This window comes from Ralstonia psammae, from assembly GCF_958405935.1.
GTDB classification, from domain to species: Bacteria; Pseudomonadota; Gammaproteobacteria; order Burkholderiales; family Burkholderiaceae; genus Ralstonia; species Ralstonia psammae.
In genome coordinates this window covers 1-14,269 of the sequence record NZ_CATZBU010000003.1, presented here as the reverse complement: position 1 = coordinate 14,269, position 14,269 = coordinate 1, and the positions used below count along the sequence as shown (strand labels likewise).

Below are 14,269 nucleotides of genomic sequence, written 5' to 3'. Positions count from 1 at the left end.
ATGAAGAACATCATGGTCATCGGCGGAGGCGTGGTCGGCCTCGCGATCGCGCTCGAACTGAGCGAGAGCGGCGTGAATGTGATCAATGCGTTTCCGCGTAGCGGCGATACGCTCTCGGCTTCACGCGCTGCGGGCGCCATGCTTGGGGCGTTTGGGGAGCTGTCTGCCGACGATGGTCCCGAAGAGATGGCGGAGTTCGAATTTCGGCTGGCGGCACAGCGTTATTACCCATCGTGGCTTGCGCGGCTTCGTGAACTGTCGGGTGCGCGCGTATCGCAAGTCGAAGGCACGGTCATCGTCGCAAACAATCAAGGGGCGCGCGATCGCGATGGCATTCGCCGGATGCAGCAGGAAGCGGCGCAGCGCGGCGAACCCGCAGAGTGGATCGAGCCTGGCGACGTACCCGGACTCAAGCCGAGCCCCGTCCATGCACCGACACTCTGCCTGTATCTCAAGAACGAGCACGCCGTTCATTCCGGGGAGTTGCTCGACGCGATGAGCCAAGTGCTTGCACGGCGCGAGAACTACCAGCACCTCGATACGTCGGTGGTGCAGGCTCGGCCCGAAGGCCAGTCGTGGACCGCCGCGCTCGCGGACGGGAGCACGGTTGCAGCCGACGCTGTTGTGCTGGCGAACGGATCGCGCTCGCTCCAGTGTCTCGACCCGTCGCTCGTCAAAGACGCAGCGCTACCTGCGGTGAGCTTCGGCAAAGGCGTTTCGTTACTCGTCAGCGGTATGCCAGCCGTCGCGCACACGATGCGCACGCCGAATCGCACGTTCGCATGCGGCATCCATGTGGTGCCGCGGCCTGAAAGCGGCTGCCTGTACGTTGGCGCAACCAACTTCACGGGCACCGACGAGGACGCCGAGGTCAAGATTCAGCCTGGGGAGCTGCACGGCCTGATCGACGAGGCCATCCATCAGATCAACACCGACATCCGCACGAGCCGCATCGAGCAGATTCGCGTCGGCTTTCGACCGATTGCCGCATTCAAACGACCGCTCGTCGGCAAGACGCGCATTGACAATCTGTATATCGCCACCGGCACGTATCGCAACGGCGTACTCATGGCACCGCTCGTCGCCGCGATGATCGCCACAGAACTCGGTCTGCGCGCCATATCGCCATACGAGGGTAATCCGTTCTCGGTATTGAGCGAGGAGAACAAGACCGGTTGGGGCATGGACCGGCTGCTCGATGTCGGCGTGCGCGATCTGGTGGCCTTCCTTCAGGAGCCGCGCAGCCCGCTCCCATACAGCCGGGCACGGGAGCTAGAGGCCTATCTGCGCAGTCTGTTGCAAGCGGCGGTGCAGAACGACACAAGCGGCCACGCACTGCATAAGATGATTCAAACCCGGTTGAAAGAGGCGCCTTTCAACGAGACCGTTCACAAACTCTTCTACGAGATCGGGGAAGAAGTACGCCGGCCCCTCGCACAGGCCACCGAAGCGTGAACGATTGTCGAGGTATTTTCGTCTGAATTTGCAGGGCGGCCATGGCCATATGGCCGATTCCTGCAATGCCAGCATCCCCGTTTCGGCGGCTGTTTCTTATCGCTTCAGAAAGCTGGTCCAATTCAGGCGTACTCAGCCTGTATAGGGCTTGTACCCGACGCTGTTGGTGCCGCTGACCTGGTTTTTGTTGGGGGCGAGCGCATCGGTGGGCGTGTTGGTTGAATTCACGTTCGAGAACGCTGCGGTTGACGTGCTTGAGTCGGTACGGAAGATGGCCTCTTTCACGTTGGTAAAGGTCGAGTCAGCAATGCTCAGGTGCGTGTTCAGCGGCTGGCCGCCATTCGTACGGAAGACTTTGCCTGCGCCGTTGACGTAATCGCCCTTCATCTGCACGTCCGCATCACCGTTGTCTTGCACGATCTTGTCTTTGCCGCCGTAAAACGCGCTCTCGAGGATCTTCACCTGAGCCGGTCCGCCAGGAATGGAATTAGGATCAATGCCGGCGAGCTTGGCGTCGTGTGCGCGGTTCTTCGCGCCGTCGATCGTAACGGCGTCTTCGCCCACCTTACGGTTGACGACATGATCGAGCGTGGCATTGCCCAGCAGATGAATGCCATCCGCACCCGAATACTGCACGTTCTTGAGCGTCGCGCCCTGGCCCAAGATGAACACGGGTTGCTGGTGCTCATTCTGCGAACCGTCACCCAGAGCCTTGGTTGGGCGGAAGTACTTTCCGCCGCCGTCGAAGGTCTGCCCAGCGGGAACGTAGATCGGCTTGCTGACATCCACCACTCCGTTGGATGCGGGAGGTTGCGCACCGTATGAGACGGCGCCGCCCCCGGACACGCTCGATGTACCCGACACAGCGTTGTGTGCGGATACCGCCGGCGTGCTGCCCGCGGGGTCGGCATGCGCCGCATGGCCGCCATGTTGTGTCCGGCCGACAGAAGGCACGCTTTGGCTACCGCTGGTGCCCCCGCCAGTACTGAGACGGGCCTGCAGATCCCTCAACACGCTCTCAAGCAGGCGCAGCGCGTTTTGCACTGCGTGGTTGAACGACGAGGAATCCGGTTGCTGGGCGCTGGCCTCACTCCAGGAAGGCTGGCGCGTCACATGGTGATGTTGTGGGGAATCGATCTGAACGGGCATGATAACCTCGGCATCAACGGTTGAAATGACACCCCCAGAAATGGAGTGCGGAATACCGTTGTACTTCCCAGGAACCTGCGACCGGCCTCGCAAAGCGCAATCTTGCGCGAGATTGCGAAGCAGATCATTGCGGCGGTGTGCCCCGGCCCATGCGGTTAGCGATCACCGTGGCCATGCGCGTGAAGTTGACGTGCACGTTGGCGCAGTAGCTTGTGCACCGAAGCCCCCCCCCTCACCCCACGCCACCGAGTCCAGATGGATCTCGAGAATGCGCTCCTTGTCGAGACAAGACTCAGGTATGCGCATGATGGGCCCGACCGATCTGCCAACGTCCATTAGCTTGCGGTGACAATGCGCTGGCGTACATCGTATTTTTGGCCGGTGTCGAGCGGGCTCTGCTGGCTAGGATCGAATATCGTGCGAGCCGAGACTGCTGTGTTTGCTCGCCCTCATCCCGGGGTTGAGCGCAGTTCCGTTCATCGCATGAAAATATCAACGACAATAGCGGCTGCGTCGGCGTGGGGCATTCTGAACGGCCACGCCGGCGCCTACCCCTCTAACTCGGAGAACGCCATGCGCGACATCATTGACGGTTTCCTGCGCTTCCAGCGCGACATCTATCCACAGCGGATGGAGCTATTCAAGCAGCTTGCAACATCACAGAGCCCCAAGGCATTGTTCGTGACATGCTCGGACAGTCGCGTCGTGCCGGAACTGCTTACACAACGCGAACCTGGGGAGCTTTTCGTGATCCGCAACGCCGGCAACATCGTGCCATCGTATGGGCCGGAGCCAGGCGGGGTTTCGGCGACGGTCGAATACGCTGTCGCGGTGTTGGGTGTCCACGACATCGTCATCTGCGGCCATTCGGACTGTGGCGCAATGGGGGCCATTTCACGTTGTACCTGCCTTGACCATCTGCCAGCCGTGGCCAACTGGCTCAGGCATTCCGACGCTGCAAAGGCGATCAATTCCGCGCATGAATTTGACTCGCCGCGGGCCAAACTGGACGGGCTCGTGCGTGAAAATGTCATCGCACAACTTGCAAACCTGCGCACCCATCCGTCGGTGGCACTTGCGCTTGAGCAAGGCCGAATGACGCTGCACGGCTGGGTGTATGACATTGAAACCGGGAGCATCGATGCGCTCGACGGTGAGACGCGCCGCTTTGTGCCGCTGGCTGAATCGCCGACAACGGTTGCCGTCACATCTCGGAACCTGAGGCAGGCGTAATGGCATCGACCGGAGCATTTGCTCCGGTCAGCAAATTGGCCAATGCGTCTTCCAGGCGCGAAAAGCGAAACCGGTAGCCAGCGTCCAGGGCCCGCCTGGGCTCCACATGCTGGCTTCCGAGCAACAAGACCGCCATTTCCCCCAGCGCTATGCGCAACGCCCATGCGGGAACGGAAAAGAGCATTGGGCGGTGAAGCGCTCGCGCCAGTGCCTGCGCAAAATCCTTATTGCACACGAGATGCGGTGCGCACGCATTGAACACCCCTTCGCAGTCGTCGCGCGGCAGCAAAAAATCGATCAGGCCAACCACGTCGTCGAGATGAACCCACGGCATCCATTGCCGTCCATTCCCTAGGCGGCCGCCAAACCCCATGCTGAAGGGCAGTCGCAGCTTGGGCAGCATACCGCCGCTACGGGCCAGCACCGGGGCTGTTCGCAGCCGAACGACTCGGATGCCGAGCAGCTCGGCACGCTTGGCTTCCTCCTCCCACGCCACGCAAAGCCGGCTGCCGAAATCCCCCTCGCCTGCGCAACTGCCCTCATCGAGGCACTCGTTTCCGCGGTCTCCATACCAGCCGGTAGCGGAAGCCGAGAGCAACACGCGAGGACGCAGCACGCCTTGGCCGAGCCAATCCACCAGTTTGCGGGTCAAATCGATACGGCTGTGCCATAGGACCTCGCGTCTGTGCGCGGTCCACGGGCGGTCGGCAATCGGGGCACCTGCCAGATTCACCACGGCGTCCAGCGGAGCCGAGTCCTCCAGCTCTTGCAGTGCGGCGACGCCGCGTGCGCCCGCGCACAGCGTAGGCACTCTGTCCGGTGTGCGGCTCCAGACAACGATGTCGTGGCCCTCGGCTTTCCAGTGGTGGCAAAGGGCTCGCCCGATCAGGCCCGTGCCGCCAGTCAGCAAAATGCGCAAGATAATTTGTCCTCTGAATGGTTGAGCTCAAGATGCCACTTGGCGCGCAGAGCCAGCCGCTGGCCAACGTCTTCCACGAGCTGCCACATGTTCCCCTTCATAGCTTATCGAGCCGGGCGCGCAGCCAGGTGGCCTGCGTACGCAGGGCATCGCGTTCCCCCTCCTGCATGTTGGCCAGCTGCCGATACACCATGCCAAGACGAGGATTGCGGCTGAACACATCGGCGTGGCGATCAAAAAAATCCCAGTACAACGCGTTATACGGACAAGCGCCCTCCCCGATCCGCTGCTTGCTGTCGTAGCGGCAGCCCTTGCAGTAGTCACTCATGCGGCCGAGATAGGCTGCGCTGCTGACATAGGGCTTGGTCGCAATGAGGCCGCCGTCGGCCCACTGGCTCATGCCAAGGGTATTGGGCAGTTCCACCCATTCGAAGGCGTCGATGTACACCCCAAGGTACCAGCGGTGAAGTTCTCCGGGATCGAGCCCTGCCAGCAGTGCAAAGTTGCCGATCACCATGAGCCGCTGGATGTGATGCGCATGGGCAGTCTGCAAGGACTGTCCGATGGCGTGCTGCAGGCAACGCATCTGCGTATGCCCGTTCCAGAACCAGGATGGCAACGGCGTGTGGTGGCCGAGCGCGTTACGCGCGTCATACCCCGGCATGTGCGCCCAATAGATGCCACGCACGTATTCGCGCCATCCAAGAATCTGACGGATGAAACCCTCCACAGCAGGCAGCGGTGCCCTGCCCTCACGGTAAGCCGCTTCCACCCGGGCGATCACCTCGCGCGGACTGAGCATCTTCACGTTCAAGGCGAACGACAGGAGCGAGTGGAACAACCTCGGGCTGGTGCTGCTCATTGCATCTTCAAAATCGCCGAAGTGCGGCAGCGCCTGACTGACAAACGCCTCCAGGCAAGCCAGTGCCTCCGCGCGATTCAAGGGCCAGCGGAACTGTGCCGCCTGCGGGTCGCCGAAGCTCTTCACGCCACTGCGCTCCAGCGCGGCCCACAGATCGCGGTGGTCATGGACGGGGCGTGCATCGGCGGGCTCGCGCGGCGTGCCTCGCCAGGGCTTGCGATTGTCGTGGTCGAAGTTCCATTGCCCCCCTTCCGGATCGCCCTTGTCGTCCAGCAAGACATGATGGCGCCGACGCATGTCTCGATAGAACCGTTCCATGAGCCACTGTTTGCGGCCCGCAAACATGGCTGCCAAGTCATGTCGGCCAGTCATGAAGTGGCCTGTGTCGGCCTCGTGCGTGGTCAAGGACTGTTTCTCCGCCCAAGCGCGCAGTTGCGCGTGCAGCCTCCATTCGTCCGGGGACTGCCATTCCACGCGCTCGGCGCCGTACCCCCGTGCCAGCGCGGCCAGATTCTCCGTCACCGACTGGGTGTTGCTCGCGTCATCGATAGACAGGTAGTGCACCCGATGACCTTGAGTCCGGAGGTCGCGCGCAAAGTCGCGCATGGCCGCAAAGATAGCGAGGATCTTTTGCGCATGGTGCAGTACGTAGTCCGTTTCCTGACGCACCTCCATCAGCACGTAGACCACATCACGATCGGCCTCTGCGAACCACGCGTGCAGTGGGTTGAGCTGGTCGCCAAGCACCAGCCGCACCGTCTTGGCGCTCTTCGTCATGGCATTCCCCAGAGGCGAAGGTACTGACCTTCTGCGTCATATTGTGAAAGCTGCTTTTGGATATTGAAGCGCCGGCCCCCCTGTGGGTCGGTCCCGCGACCCGCGATGTAGAGCCAGTTGCCCTGGTTGCTGTAGACGTCATAGTCCAGCAGTTGCGCTTCGAACCAGGCCGCGCCAGCGCGCCAGTCGGCTCGTAACTCGTACACCAGATAGCTGGCAACCACCTGCCTCAGCCGATTGCTCAGGTATCCGGTCGTCTGCAGTTCGTGCATGGCGGCGTCCACCAGCGGTTCGCCCGTGCGCGCCTCGCACCAGCGCTCGAACCCTTGCGCATTGTGTTGAGCCGGTGGTTGCTGCGAAAGCCCCCGGGCACGGTACAGCCGACGCCCATGCTGCAGATGCAGGAATCGAAAGTAGTCTCGCCAGAGCAGCTCGAACCACAACCAGTAGCTGCCTTCGTTGCCCCCGTGTGTTGCCTCGAACTGACGGAGTTCGGCCACGATCCTGCGAGCGGACAAGGCACCCGTGGCGAGCCATGGTGACCATTTGCTCGAATAGTCCACTCCAGCCAAACCGTTCCGGGTGCGCTTGTAGGTGTGCGGGAGCTTGCGCGCCAGATACTGCGCCAGATGGGCCAGGCCCGCCGTCTCGCCACCATCGAACGCGGGCCTGTCATAAGGAAACGACGCGCGCGCATCCGGGGCCGCGTGTTCGACGCTGCTTGATGCGGGCACGCAATACAGGCCGGGAGGGATGTCGATGCCGGGAGGCCACGGAGGTACTCTTACCGGCGGCTTGAGCGGAACGGGAGGGTTGACCTGTGCACGCTCCACCGCCTGCCGGAAGCGCGTGAAGGTGCGAGGCAAGGCGTGCACGGCCCACGGCAAGTCGCCTGGCTCAAGCAGGCTGCTCTGCCACAGGGTGTGGACCTGTAGGCCAGCGTTGCGCAGTGCCTCGACCTCGGCCTGCTCCTGCGGGGCGGCGATCTCCTCGCATACCACGGCGGTGGCACCCACGGCGCGTGCCAGCGCAGGCAGCGCGGTGCTGGCCGGCCCCCTGCACTCGAGCAAACGGCTTCCCATATTGGCAAGCTGACGGTCGACATCGCGCAGGGCCGCCGACAACACGGCGCGCCGATGACGGCCGACACGAGAAAAGCCCCATGGGGTCGGCTCGTCGTAGTCTGCGTGGCAGTACACCGGCACGACGTACCGGGCGCCACTCGCACATGCCGTACGCAATGCGGGCTGATCGTGCAAGCGCAGGTCGTTGCGAAACCAGAACAGCACCGTACTCAAGCTGCCCCCTCTGCGCCAGGGGCCCGCTTGCGGGCCTGACGACAACGCGCGGAGCAGTACTTGACCTCGTCCCAGGTCTTTGCCCATTTCTTGCGCCAGACAAAGGACAACCCGCACTGTGGGCAGGGTTTGCTCGGCAGGTTCTGCTTCTTGTGCATGTGTGAGGTCAGAAATCGAGACTCTGCTGCTGGGGCATGGCCGCACCCCGGTGAGGCCGATCAACGCTGTCGCGCCGCAAGCGCGAGCCGTGCTTCTGCACGATGGCGGCATTGGCAGCTCGCACATCGGTGCGCGCCCGCAGTGCGTGGATGCGAGCCTTGGCTTGGCGGGTTGCCGCTTCCAGATCGACAACCGGCTCGGGGATGTCCACGCCCACGCGCACGCCACAGCGCGCCTGCACATCGGGCGGCATACGCCAGGGCTGCAGCAGCCATGTATCTGGCACACGACGCAGCGCCGGCAGCCAGTGCCGCACAAAGCGGCCTTGCGGGTCGTGGTCTTGCGCCTGCTTGATCGGGTTGTAGACGCGCGTGGTGTTGATTCCCGTTGTGCCCGCCTGCATCTGCATCTGGCTCCAGTGGATGCCCGGCTCGTAGTCGATGAACTGCCTTGCCAGCCAGAGGCCCACCGGCCGCCAATGCAGCCACAGCGGGTACGACGCCACCGAAACCAGCATGGCCCGCATACGGAAGTTGATCCAGCCGGTCTCCCGCAACATGGCCACGCAGGCATCCACCATTGGCCAGCCGGTGCGCCCATTCACGAGTGCGGCAAAGTGGGCCTCGTTCCATTCCTGCTCGCGCAGTCCGTCGTAGCCCCGGTGCAGATTTCGAAACTCCAGCGCAGGCTCGGACTCCAGCTTCTGGATGAAGTGGCAGTGCCAGTGCAGGCGGCTGATGAATGCTGCCAGCCCCTTGCACTGCCAGACTGCAGCAGGATCGGCGCTCTCTTTCAATTGCAGCAAGCGCAGCTCCGTGGCGTGCACAACCTCGCGCATGCTCAGGCACCCCAGTGCCAGGTATGGCGACAGACGCGAACATGCGCTGGGGGCCGTGAGCGGTGAAGAGATTCCGCCACGGTAACGCTGGCTGCGCTCGAACAGGAAGTCCTGCAGCAACGCCCCGCCGACGGCACGCCCGCCGCGCTGACGATGCCGTGGCGCGTCGGCTGTCAGTCCGAGCCCTGGGCCTGCCGGCAGTACCTGGGTCGCCCACGGCAACACAGCGCCGCGCAGGCTGCCGGCCTGTGGCGCGGGCAGGCAAGGCGCGTGCATGTGAGCGCGCCAGCGCGCGTGCCAGACATCTCGTGTACGCAGTCGTCGTACGACCCCGTGCTGGGGCCATTCCCGCCACGTCACGCCATGGTCCCGACACCAACGCGCTACAGACCGATCTCGCTCAAATGTATGACCGTTCCCGGTTTCCTCGTGAGACACCAGCCGAGTGAATGGCGTCGCAGCATGCAGGCGTGCGAGCACCTGCGTGACCTCGCCGACGGCAACCTGCAGCGCAGCCCCACACGCGTGCAGTTGCTGTTTCAGGTCGTGCAGACACTCCTGCAAAAACAGGTAGTGCTGCAATGCTGCGTCTGGTTGCGCCCAGTAGCTCGGCTCAACCACGTAAAGGCAAAGCACCGGCCCCTGCCGGGCGGCATGGAACAGCGGAGCATGGTCATGCACCCGCAGGTCGCGCTTGAACCAGACCACGGTGAACGTCATCGGCGCACATCCCCTTATCGGGCAGGGTCCTGCCGCTCATGCGACACCCAGATCAGTGCCGCGGTGTCGATGCCGAGCGCGCGTGCGCGCGCAACGATGGACTCGCGCAGCATCGCGTCGAGATGCTTCGCGCGCGTCAGGATCCAGCAATAGCTGCGATCCGGCCCCACGACCAGCGCCCAGCGGTAATCGGCATCGAGCGCGGCCACGTGATAGCCGCCGTAGAACGGCCCGAAAAACGAGACCTTCAAGGAGCCGGTATTGGGGGCGCCCGTGAACATGGCCTTGCCGATTGCCTCCCGCCACATTCCCGTAGCCGGATCGAAGCCGCGGTTCACGACGCGGACGGTTCCGTCAGACTGCGGCTGGTACGTCGCCGAGACATCCGTCAAGCCGCGCTCGAATGCGTGATCCAGTCGCGCCTGCTCGTACCATCGGCCCTGGTAGCGCTGGAGATCGAACGGTGAAACCGGAGCGATGCCTTGCGGAGGACTCGTTGGAGCGCAGCCAGCCATCAAGGCACCGCCCGCAACCGTGAGCACCAGCAATTGCAGTCGCCATCGACGGACTTGCGTTACGCCTTGGGGCATGAGGGGGCGCTTTAGCGTGCACAACACATGCCATATGCGTTTGAGTGTTTGGAGTACCCACCGAGCAGCGCGTTCGCCTTGCATTGTGCTCACCTTCTGTCCTGTCAGCTGTACTGCCTTGCCAAAACTGTCTCGGCCCGATTTGCGCATGCAGGGTCCGTCCATGATTGCTGGATCGCGGCACCCAGACGATTACCGCTCAGCCATGCCCCCTCGACACCACCGCCCGCCAGCCAATCGCCGCAGACACCGACTCCGTCCTGCGCGCGCCACATGTAGCCCGGTGCGCCTTCACCCTTCGTCTCAAGCGGATGCGCGTAACGCCAGCGATGCGCGATCGCCGTCCTCACGGCTGGTCCGCCCAGCTCGCGAAATGCTGCAACCAGCGCGTGCACGACATCTGCGGGCTCGTCCTCCAGATGCGCTTCGGTCCAGGTAGACGACGCGTGCAGCGCCCACGTTCCGTGGCCGGCACGGCCGGGCTTGCTGTTGTCGTTTGCAATCCAGCCCAACGGCCCTTCGTTGACGACCGCCGCGTCGAAGCCCAGGGCTGGATCGGCTTCGCACTGCGCCATCACGACCCAAACCGGGCGCATCCGGGCGCGCGCAGCCGCACGTGCCAGCTCAGGCGCTGCGCAGTCAAGCAGCGGCACAGCCTGCGGCGAGGGAACGCCGACGACAACAACGTCGAACCGTTCATCGATCAGGCCACTCTCGGTAGATGACAGTCGCCAGCTGCCACCTTCGCGAACCAGCTCGTTGATGGTTGCGCTCGTGACCGTGTTGATCCCCTTGGACAACAGCCGAGCCGGCATGGTCATACCCGGCACCCCCACGTATCGCGTCACAGGCGGGAGGGCCTCAGGGGGCGCATGCGGTGCAATCGACACCACGCGCGCGTGCCATGGCGCGACCGCGCCCGCTGCCATCCAGCGAGCCACCTCTGAAGCAAAGCTGGGATCGCGCGCCAGAAAGTAAGGCGCGCCGTGGTCGCATTGCCAACCATCGCCGCGGCGGGTACTCATGCGGCCGCCGACACCCCGGCTCTTCTCGAACACGGTGACCCGATGTCCACTCTGCGACAACACATACGCGCAGGCGAGCCCGGCAATGCCGCCCCCAAGGACGACAACACTGGCTGACGCATATTTTTGATTCATGAAACGAACTTGGCCGACGTCATCAACCTTCGGCATTGCTATGAACTTGGTGGGGAGTATAGGGACGTAAAGGGTTCGCTGCGCGCTGCTTCTGGCCGCTTCGGCAACGAATATCAACGCAGTTCTAACTCATGCATCGACCTCACGTTTCAAGGTACCCAAAAGGCTTTGTCTTCTGATGCAGTGTGCCGCTAGCCTGATGGCGTGATCAGGAGAGATTGTGGGAAAGCACGACACCTCAATAGAGCCACGTCGCTATCGAAGCGGTGAAGCGGCCCGTCTGGCGCGGATGCCTGCCGCCACGTTGCGGATCTGGGAACGTCGATATGCAGTCGTCTCACCCCCAAAGACTGCTTCGGGTCAGCGTCGCTACTCAGATGAAGACGTGCGGCGGCTACGGTTGATCAAGACCCTGGTGAATCAAGGTCACCCCATCAGCGCAATCGCCGGCTTGGACTGGGATGCATTGACGGCGCTGATGCCGCCGCCGGACGACACGCAGCCGGAACTGCCGGAGACATTCTCGCTGCTGGTCGTCGGCCATGTGGACATGCCGAGCACCGCATCGGCGTTCGGCAACGTGCGCCTCTGCGCGCATGCCCGCTCGCTCGAGGACGCCTTTGAATATGCCCATGCCGGGGTAGAGGCAGATGCATTGCTTGTCTCAGTCCCTTCACTGCGTGACGAGACATTCGCGCGCATCGTCGCGCTGTCAGATGCTTTGCACGCAAAGGCGGTTAGCGTCGTCTACGGGTTTGGCAGCAGTCGTGCAACTGAACTCGCGGGCCTCGCTGGCGTACGCGTTGTGCGTCGAGTCGACACGCAGGCCAAGCCCGCACACCTCATCGCAGAACTTGCCGATTGGGCGATGGCACACCGTCAGGCAGACCGGTTGAATGTCGGCACAGGGCCGCGCGCGATGCGCCGGTTCGACGACAGAACGCTTGCCTCTCTCGCAGGCATCGCATCGGCAATTCGATGTGAATGCCCTCGGCACCTTGCCGAGCTTGTACTGCAGCTCAGCGCGTTTCAACGCTACAGCGATGAATGCACATCGCGATCACCAGGCGATGCCCTGTTGCACCGCCGTCTTGGCAACGTCGCGAATCGCGCGGTGCAACTGCTTGAGACCGCCCTTGCGGAAATTGTGCGTCAGGAAGGGTTGATGAACCGCGAGCTTTTGCGTGCCATTTGAAGGAGCCGGGGGCGCCATGCGTCATTGCCGGCTGCCTGTCGTTTCGAGGTCAGAACACGTTAGGACGTGACAATGGGATTTGTTTGGATTACTGGGGCCAGCGGCGCTGTCGGCAGCGCGCTCGCGCGACGATTGAACCGCGCGGGCATTCCGCTGGTCCTCACGGCGCGGGATCGGGACAAGCTGGAGGCGCTCGCTGCGTCGCTCGTGTCACCAGAGGTATTGGTATGCCCCGCCGATGTGATTGAGAGGAATGGCGCCCAACTTGCCATCGAGGCCGGTGTCGCGCGATTCGGTGCACCGGCGGGTCTGGCGCACTGCGTCGGTTCCATCATCATCAAGCCGCTTCACCTGACATCGGACGACGAACTCAAGCAGGCACTCGACACCAATTTCTTCTCCGCGTGGAATGTGCTGCGCCTGTTCGTGCAGCAGGCTATCGCGCACAAGGCGCGCGCAAGCGCGGTGTTGATCGGCTCCGTCGCCGCGACAGTTGGTTTTCCAAATCATGAAGCCATTGCCAGCGCCAAGGCAGCGGTCGGCGAACTTGCGCAGTCAGCGGCTGCGACGTACGCGGACCGTGGTATCCGTGTGAACTGCATTCATCCGGGGCTCACAACATCGGCCATGTCAGCCCGCCTGACGGGTTCCCCGGCGGTTGCAGAGCGACTTGCAAAGGCTAACCCGCTGGGCCGGCTAGGGCATGGTGACGATACCGCGGCGCTTGCAGAATTCCTGCTTGGCCCCGCCGCCTCCTGGGTCACGGGCCAGCAGATCAACGTGGATGGCGGCCACGGTAGGTTGCTCGTGCCACCGAAATCATGAGCGGGCGCCGGGCTGCAGACGTGCGCGTCTTTGCTGTAGTGCTCGGCATCGGTGGGCTTATACCGTTTGTCGTCCTGGCATGCCTTTCGGCGCGGAACGCAGCGGGCAGCCGCGAATACCAGCATTCGCTGTTGATGTACGCCGCATCCATCGCCGCATTCGTGGGCGCGGTGCACTGGGGTCTAGTGCTGCGCGAAGCCGACGCAACGCGCAAGCATGTTCTTCAGCTTGCCTGGAGCGTTGTGCCATCGCTCGCAGCATGGGCCGTGACGATCAGCAGCGAGCCGCGCGCGGCTCTCGTCAGGATGGCGCTTGTGCTGGCGGCCTGCTGGGTGGTCGATGCGGTTTTTTGGGCCCGTAGAGCGATTCCGGCTTGGTATTTCGGGTTGCGTAGCCTGCTGACCTCCGTCGCGGCTGCGTCGCTTGTGCTTGCCGGCTTTGCAGGCGCCGGCTGATCGCTAGAGACCAACGTACCGTGGCGCCAAGCGCTTCTGCACGTGTTTGCCCCATTCAATGTCTGTCTGGAGTCTGTCTGGAGAACAACGTGGCAATCCATTCAAAAAGAGGAACGGCCGTCTACAGGAACATCGGGTTCAGCGATATCACGACCAAGTACCGCATGCCTCTGGCGGCGCGGGTGTCGATCCTTCATCGGGTCAGCGGCGCACTCCTGTTCCTGTTCATTCCTTTCCTGCTGCATCTCTTAGGCCAGAGCTTGGCTTCTGAGCGGTCTTTCGATGGCGTCAAGCAGGCACTGGCAACTGTTCCGGCAAGGCTTGTCATCCTTGGACTCAGCTGGGCTTACTTGCATCATTTCTGCGCCGGCATTCGCTTCCTGTGGATGGACGTGGATCACAACGCGACGGCAAGGCAGAGCAGTCGCCGGTCAGCCATCGCGGTGTTCGCGGTGTCGTTGGCACTGACGGCGATCGCGGTATTCAAACTGTTTGGAGCAGCCTCATAACATGGCACAGCACTCAATCGGTCCCAAGCGCCTCGTTGTCGGCGCGCACTACGGCCTGAAGGATTTCCTCGCGCAGCGCGTCACCGCCGTGATCATGGCGGTCTACACCATCGTGCTGCTGGCTG

14 protein-coding genes and 1 pseudogene are annotated in these 14,269 nt (G+C 63.0%); 7 read left to right on the top strand and 8 right to left on the bottom strand.

Going from position 1 to position 14,269, the window contains the following annotated elements:
* Positions 1–1,455 (top strand): NAD(P)/FAD-dependent oxidoreductase, encoded by a 1,455-nt coding sequence (locus R2N16_RS06890; protein ID WP_316664890.1) that lies wholly within the window; start codon positions 1–3, stop codon positions 1,453–1,455.
* 132 nt (positions 1,456–1,587) lie between these two features.
* On the opposite strand, the gene R2N16_RS06885 is transcribed toward R2N16_RS06890, so the two are convergent.
* Positions 1,588–2,604 carry a pectate lyase gene (locus R2N16_RS06885; protein ID WP_316664889.1) on the bottom strand — a complete coding sequence of 339 codons (1,017 nt, stop codon included), beginning with the start codon at positions 2,602–2,604 and terminating at the stop codon, positions 1,588–1,590.
* 573 nt (positions 2,605–3,177) lie between these two features.
* Between R2N16_RS06885 and R2N16_RS06875 the strand changes: the two genes are divergently transcribed.
* Positions 3,178–3,837 (top strand): carbonic anhydrase, encoded by a 660-nt coding sequence (locus R2N16_RS06875; protein WP_316664888.1) that lies wholly within the window; start codon positions 3,178–3,180, stop codon positions 3,835–3,837.
* Here the strand turns inward: R2N16_RS06875 and R2N16_RS06870 are convergent.
* The 7 genes from R2N16_RS06870 to R2N16_RS06840 all read right to left on the bottom strand — a co-directional run bounded on the left by R2N16_RS06870 (position 3,809) and on the right by R2N16_RS06840 (position 11,196).
* Positions 3,809–4,756: a TIGR01777 family oxidoreductase gene (locus tag R2N16_RS06870; RefSeq protein WP_316664887.1), complete on the bottom strand. Its 948-nt coding sequence runs from the start codon at positions 4,754–4,756 to the stop codon at positions 3,809–3,811. The genes R2N16_RS06875 and R2N16_RS06870 overlap by 29 nt on opposite strands.
* A gap of 97 nt (positions 4,757–4,853) precedes the next feature.
* Entirely contained in the window at positions 4,854–6,395 is a 1,542-nt protein-coding gene (locus R2N16_RS06865; RefSeq protein ID WP_316664886.1) for a cryptochrome/photolyase family protein, read from the bottom strand.
* The gene (locus tag R2N16_RS06860; protein ID WP_316664885.1) at positions 6,392–7,693 is read right to left on the bottom strand and encodes a DASH family cryptochrome; all 1,302 of its coding nucleotides are present in this window, start codon (positions 7,691–7,693) and stop codon (positions 6,392–6,394) included. Before R2N16_RS06860 ends, R2N16_RS06865 begins: the two co-directional genes overlap by 4 nt.
* Entirely contained in the window at positions 7,690–7,851 is a 162-nt protein-coding gene (locus R2N16_RS06855; protein WP_316664883.1) for a DUF2256 domain-containing protein, read from the bottom strand. Before R2N16_RS06855 ends, R2N16_RS06860 begins: the two co-directional genes overlap by 4 nt.
* An 8-nt stretch (positions 7,852–7,859) precedes the next feature.
* Positions 7,860–9,410 (bottom strand): FAD-binding domain-containing protein, encoded by a 1,551-nt coding sequence (locus tag R2N16_RS06850; RefSeq protein ID WP_316664882.1) that lies wholly within the window; start codon positions 9,408–9,410, stop codon positions 7,860–7,862.
* A 14-nt stretch (positions 9,411–9,424) separates the two neighbouring features.
* Positions 9,425–10,000, bottom strand: coding sequence for a lipocalin family protein (locus tag R2N16_RS06845; RefSeq protein ID WP_316664881.1), 576 nt, complete (start codon positions 9,998–10,000; stop codon positions 9,425–9,427).
* 104 nt (positions 10,001–10,104) lie between these two features.
* The gene (locus R2N16_RS06840) at positions 10,105–11,196 is read right to left on the bottom strand and encodes an NAD(P)/FAD-dependent oxidoreductase (protein WP_316664880.1); all 1,092 of its coding nucleotides are present in this window, start codon (positions 11,194–11,196) and stop codon (positions 10,105–10,107) included.
* 184 nt (positions 11,197–11,380) lie between these two features.
* Between R2N16_RS06840 and R2N16_RS06835 the strand changes: the two genes are divergently transcribed.
* The 5 genes and pseudogenes from R2N16_RS06835 to R2N16_RS06815 form a co-directional block, all read left to right on the top strand.
* Positions 11,381–12,355, top strand: coding sequence for a MerR family transcriptional regulator (locus tag R2N16_RS06835; RefSeq protein WP_316664878.1), 975 nt, complete (start codon positions 11,381–11,383; stop codon positions 12,353–12,355).
* Between the two features lie 72 nt (positions 12,356–12,427).
* The gene (locus R2N16_RS06830) at positions 12,428–13,180 is read left to right on the top strand and encodes an SDR family NAD(P)-dependent oxidoreductase (protein WP_316664877.1); all 753 of its coding nucleotides are present in this window, start codon (positions 12,428–12,430) and stop codon (positions 13,178–13,180) included.
* Positions 13,177–13,635: a DUF3429 domain-containing protein gene (locus tag R2N16_RS06825; protein ID WP_316664874.1), complete on the top strand. Its 459-nt coding sequence runs from the start codon at positions 13,177–13,179 to the stop codon at positions 13,633–13,635. The genes R2N16_RS06830 and R2N16_RS06825 overlap by 4 nt, the downstream gene beginning before the upstream one ends.
* 89 nt (positions 13,636–13,724) lie before the next feature.
* Positions 13,725–14,144 (top strand): succinate dehydrogenase, cytochrome b556 subunit, encoded by a 420-nt coding sequence (sdhC, locus tag R2N16_RS06820; RefSeq protein ID WP_316664872.1) that lies wholly within the window; start codon positions 13,725–13,727, stop codon positions 14,142–14,144.
* 1 nt (position 14,145) lies between these two features.
* Positions 14,146–14,269: pseudogene (locus tag R2N16_RS06815) on the top strand (succinate dehydrogenase, hydrophobic membrane anchor protein); the annotation flags it as partial.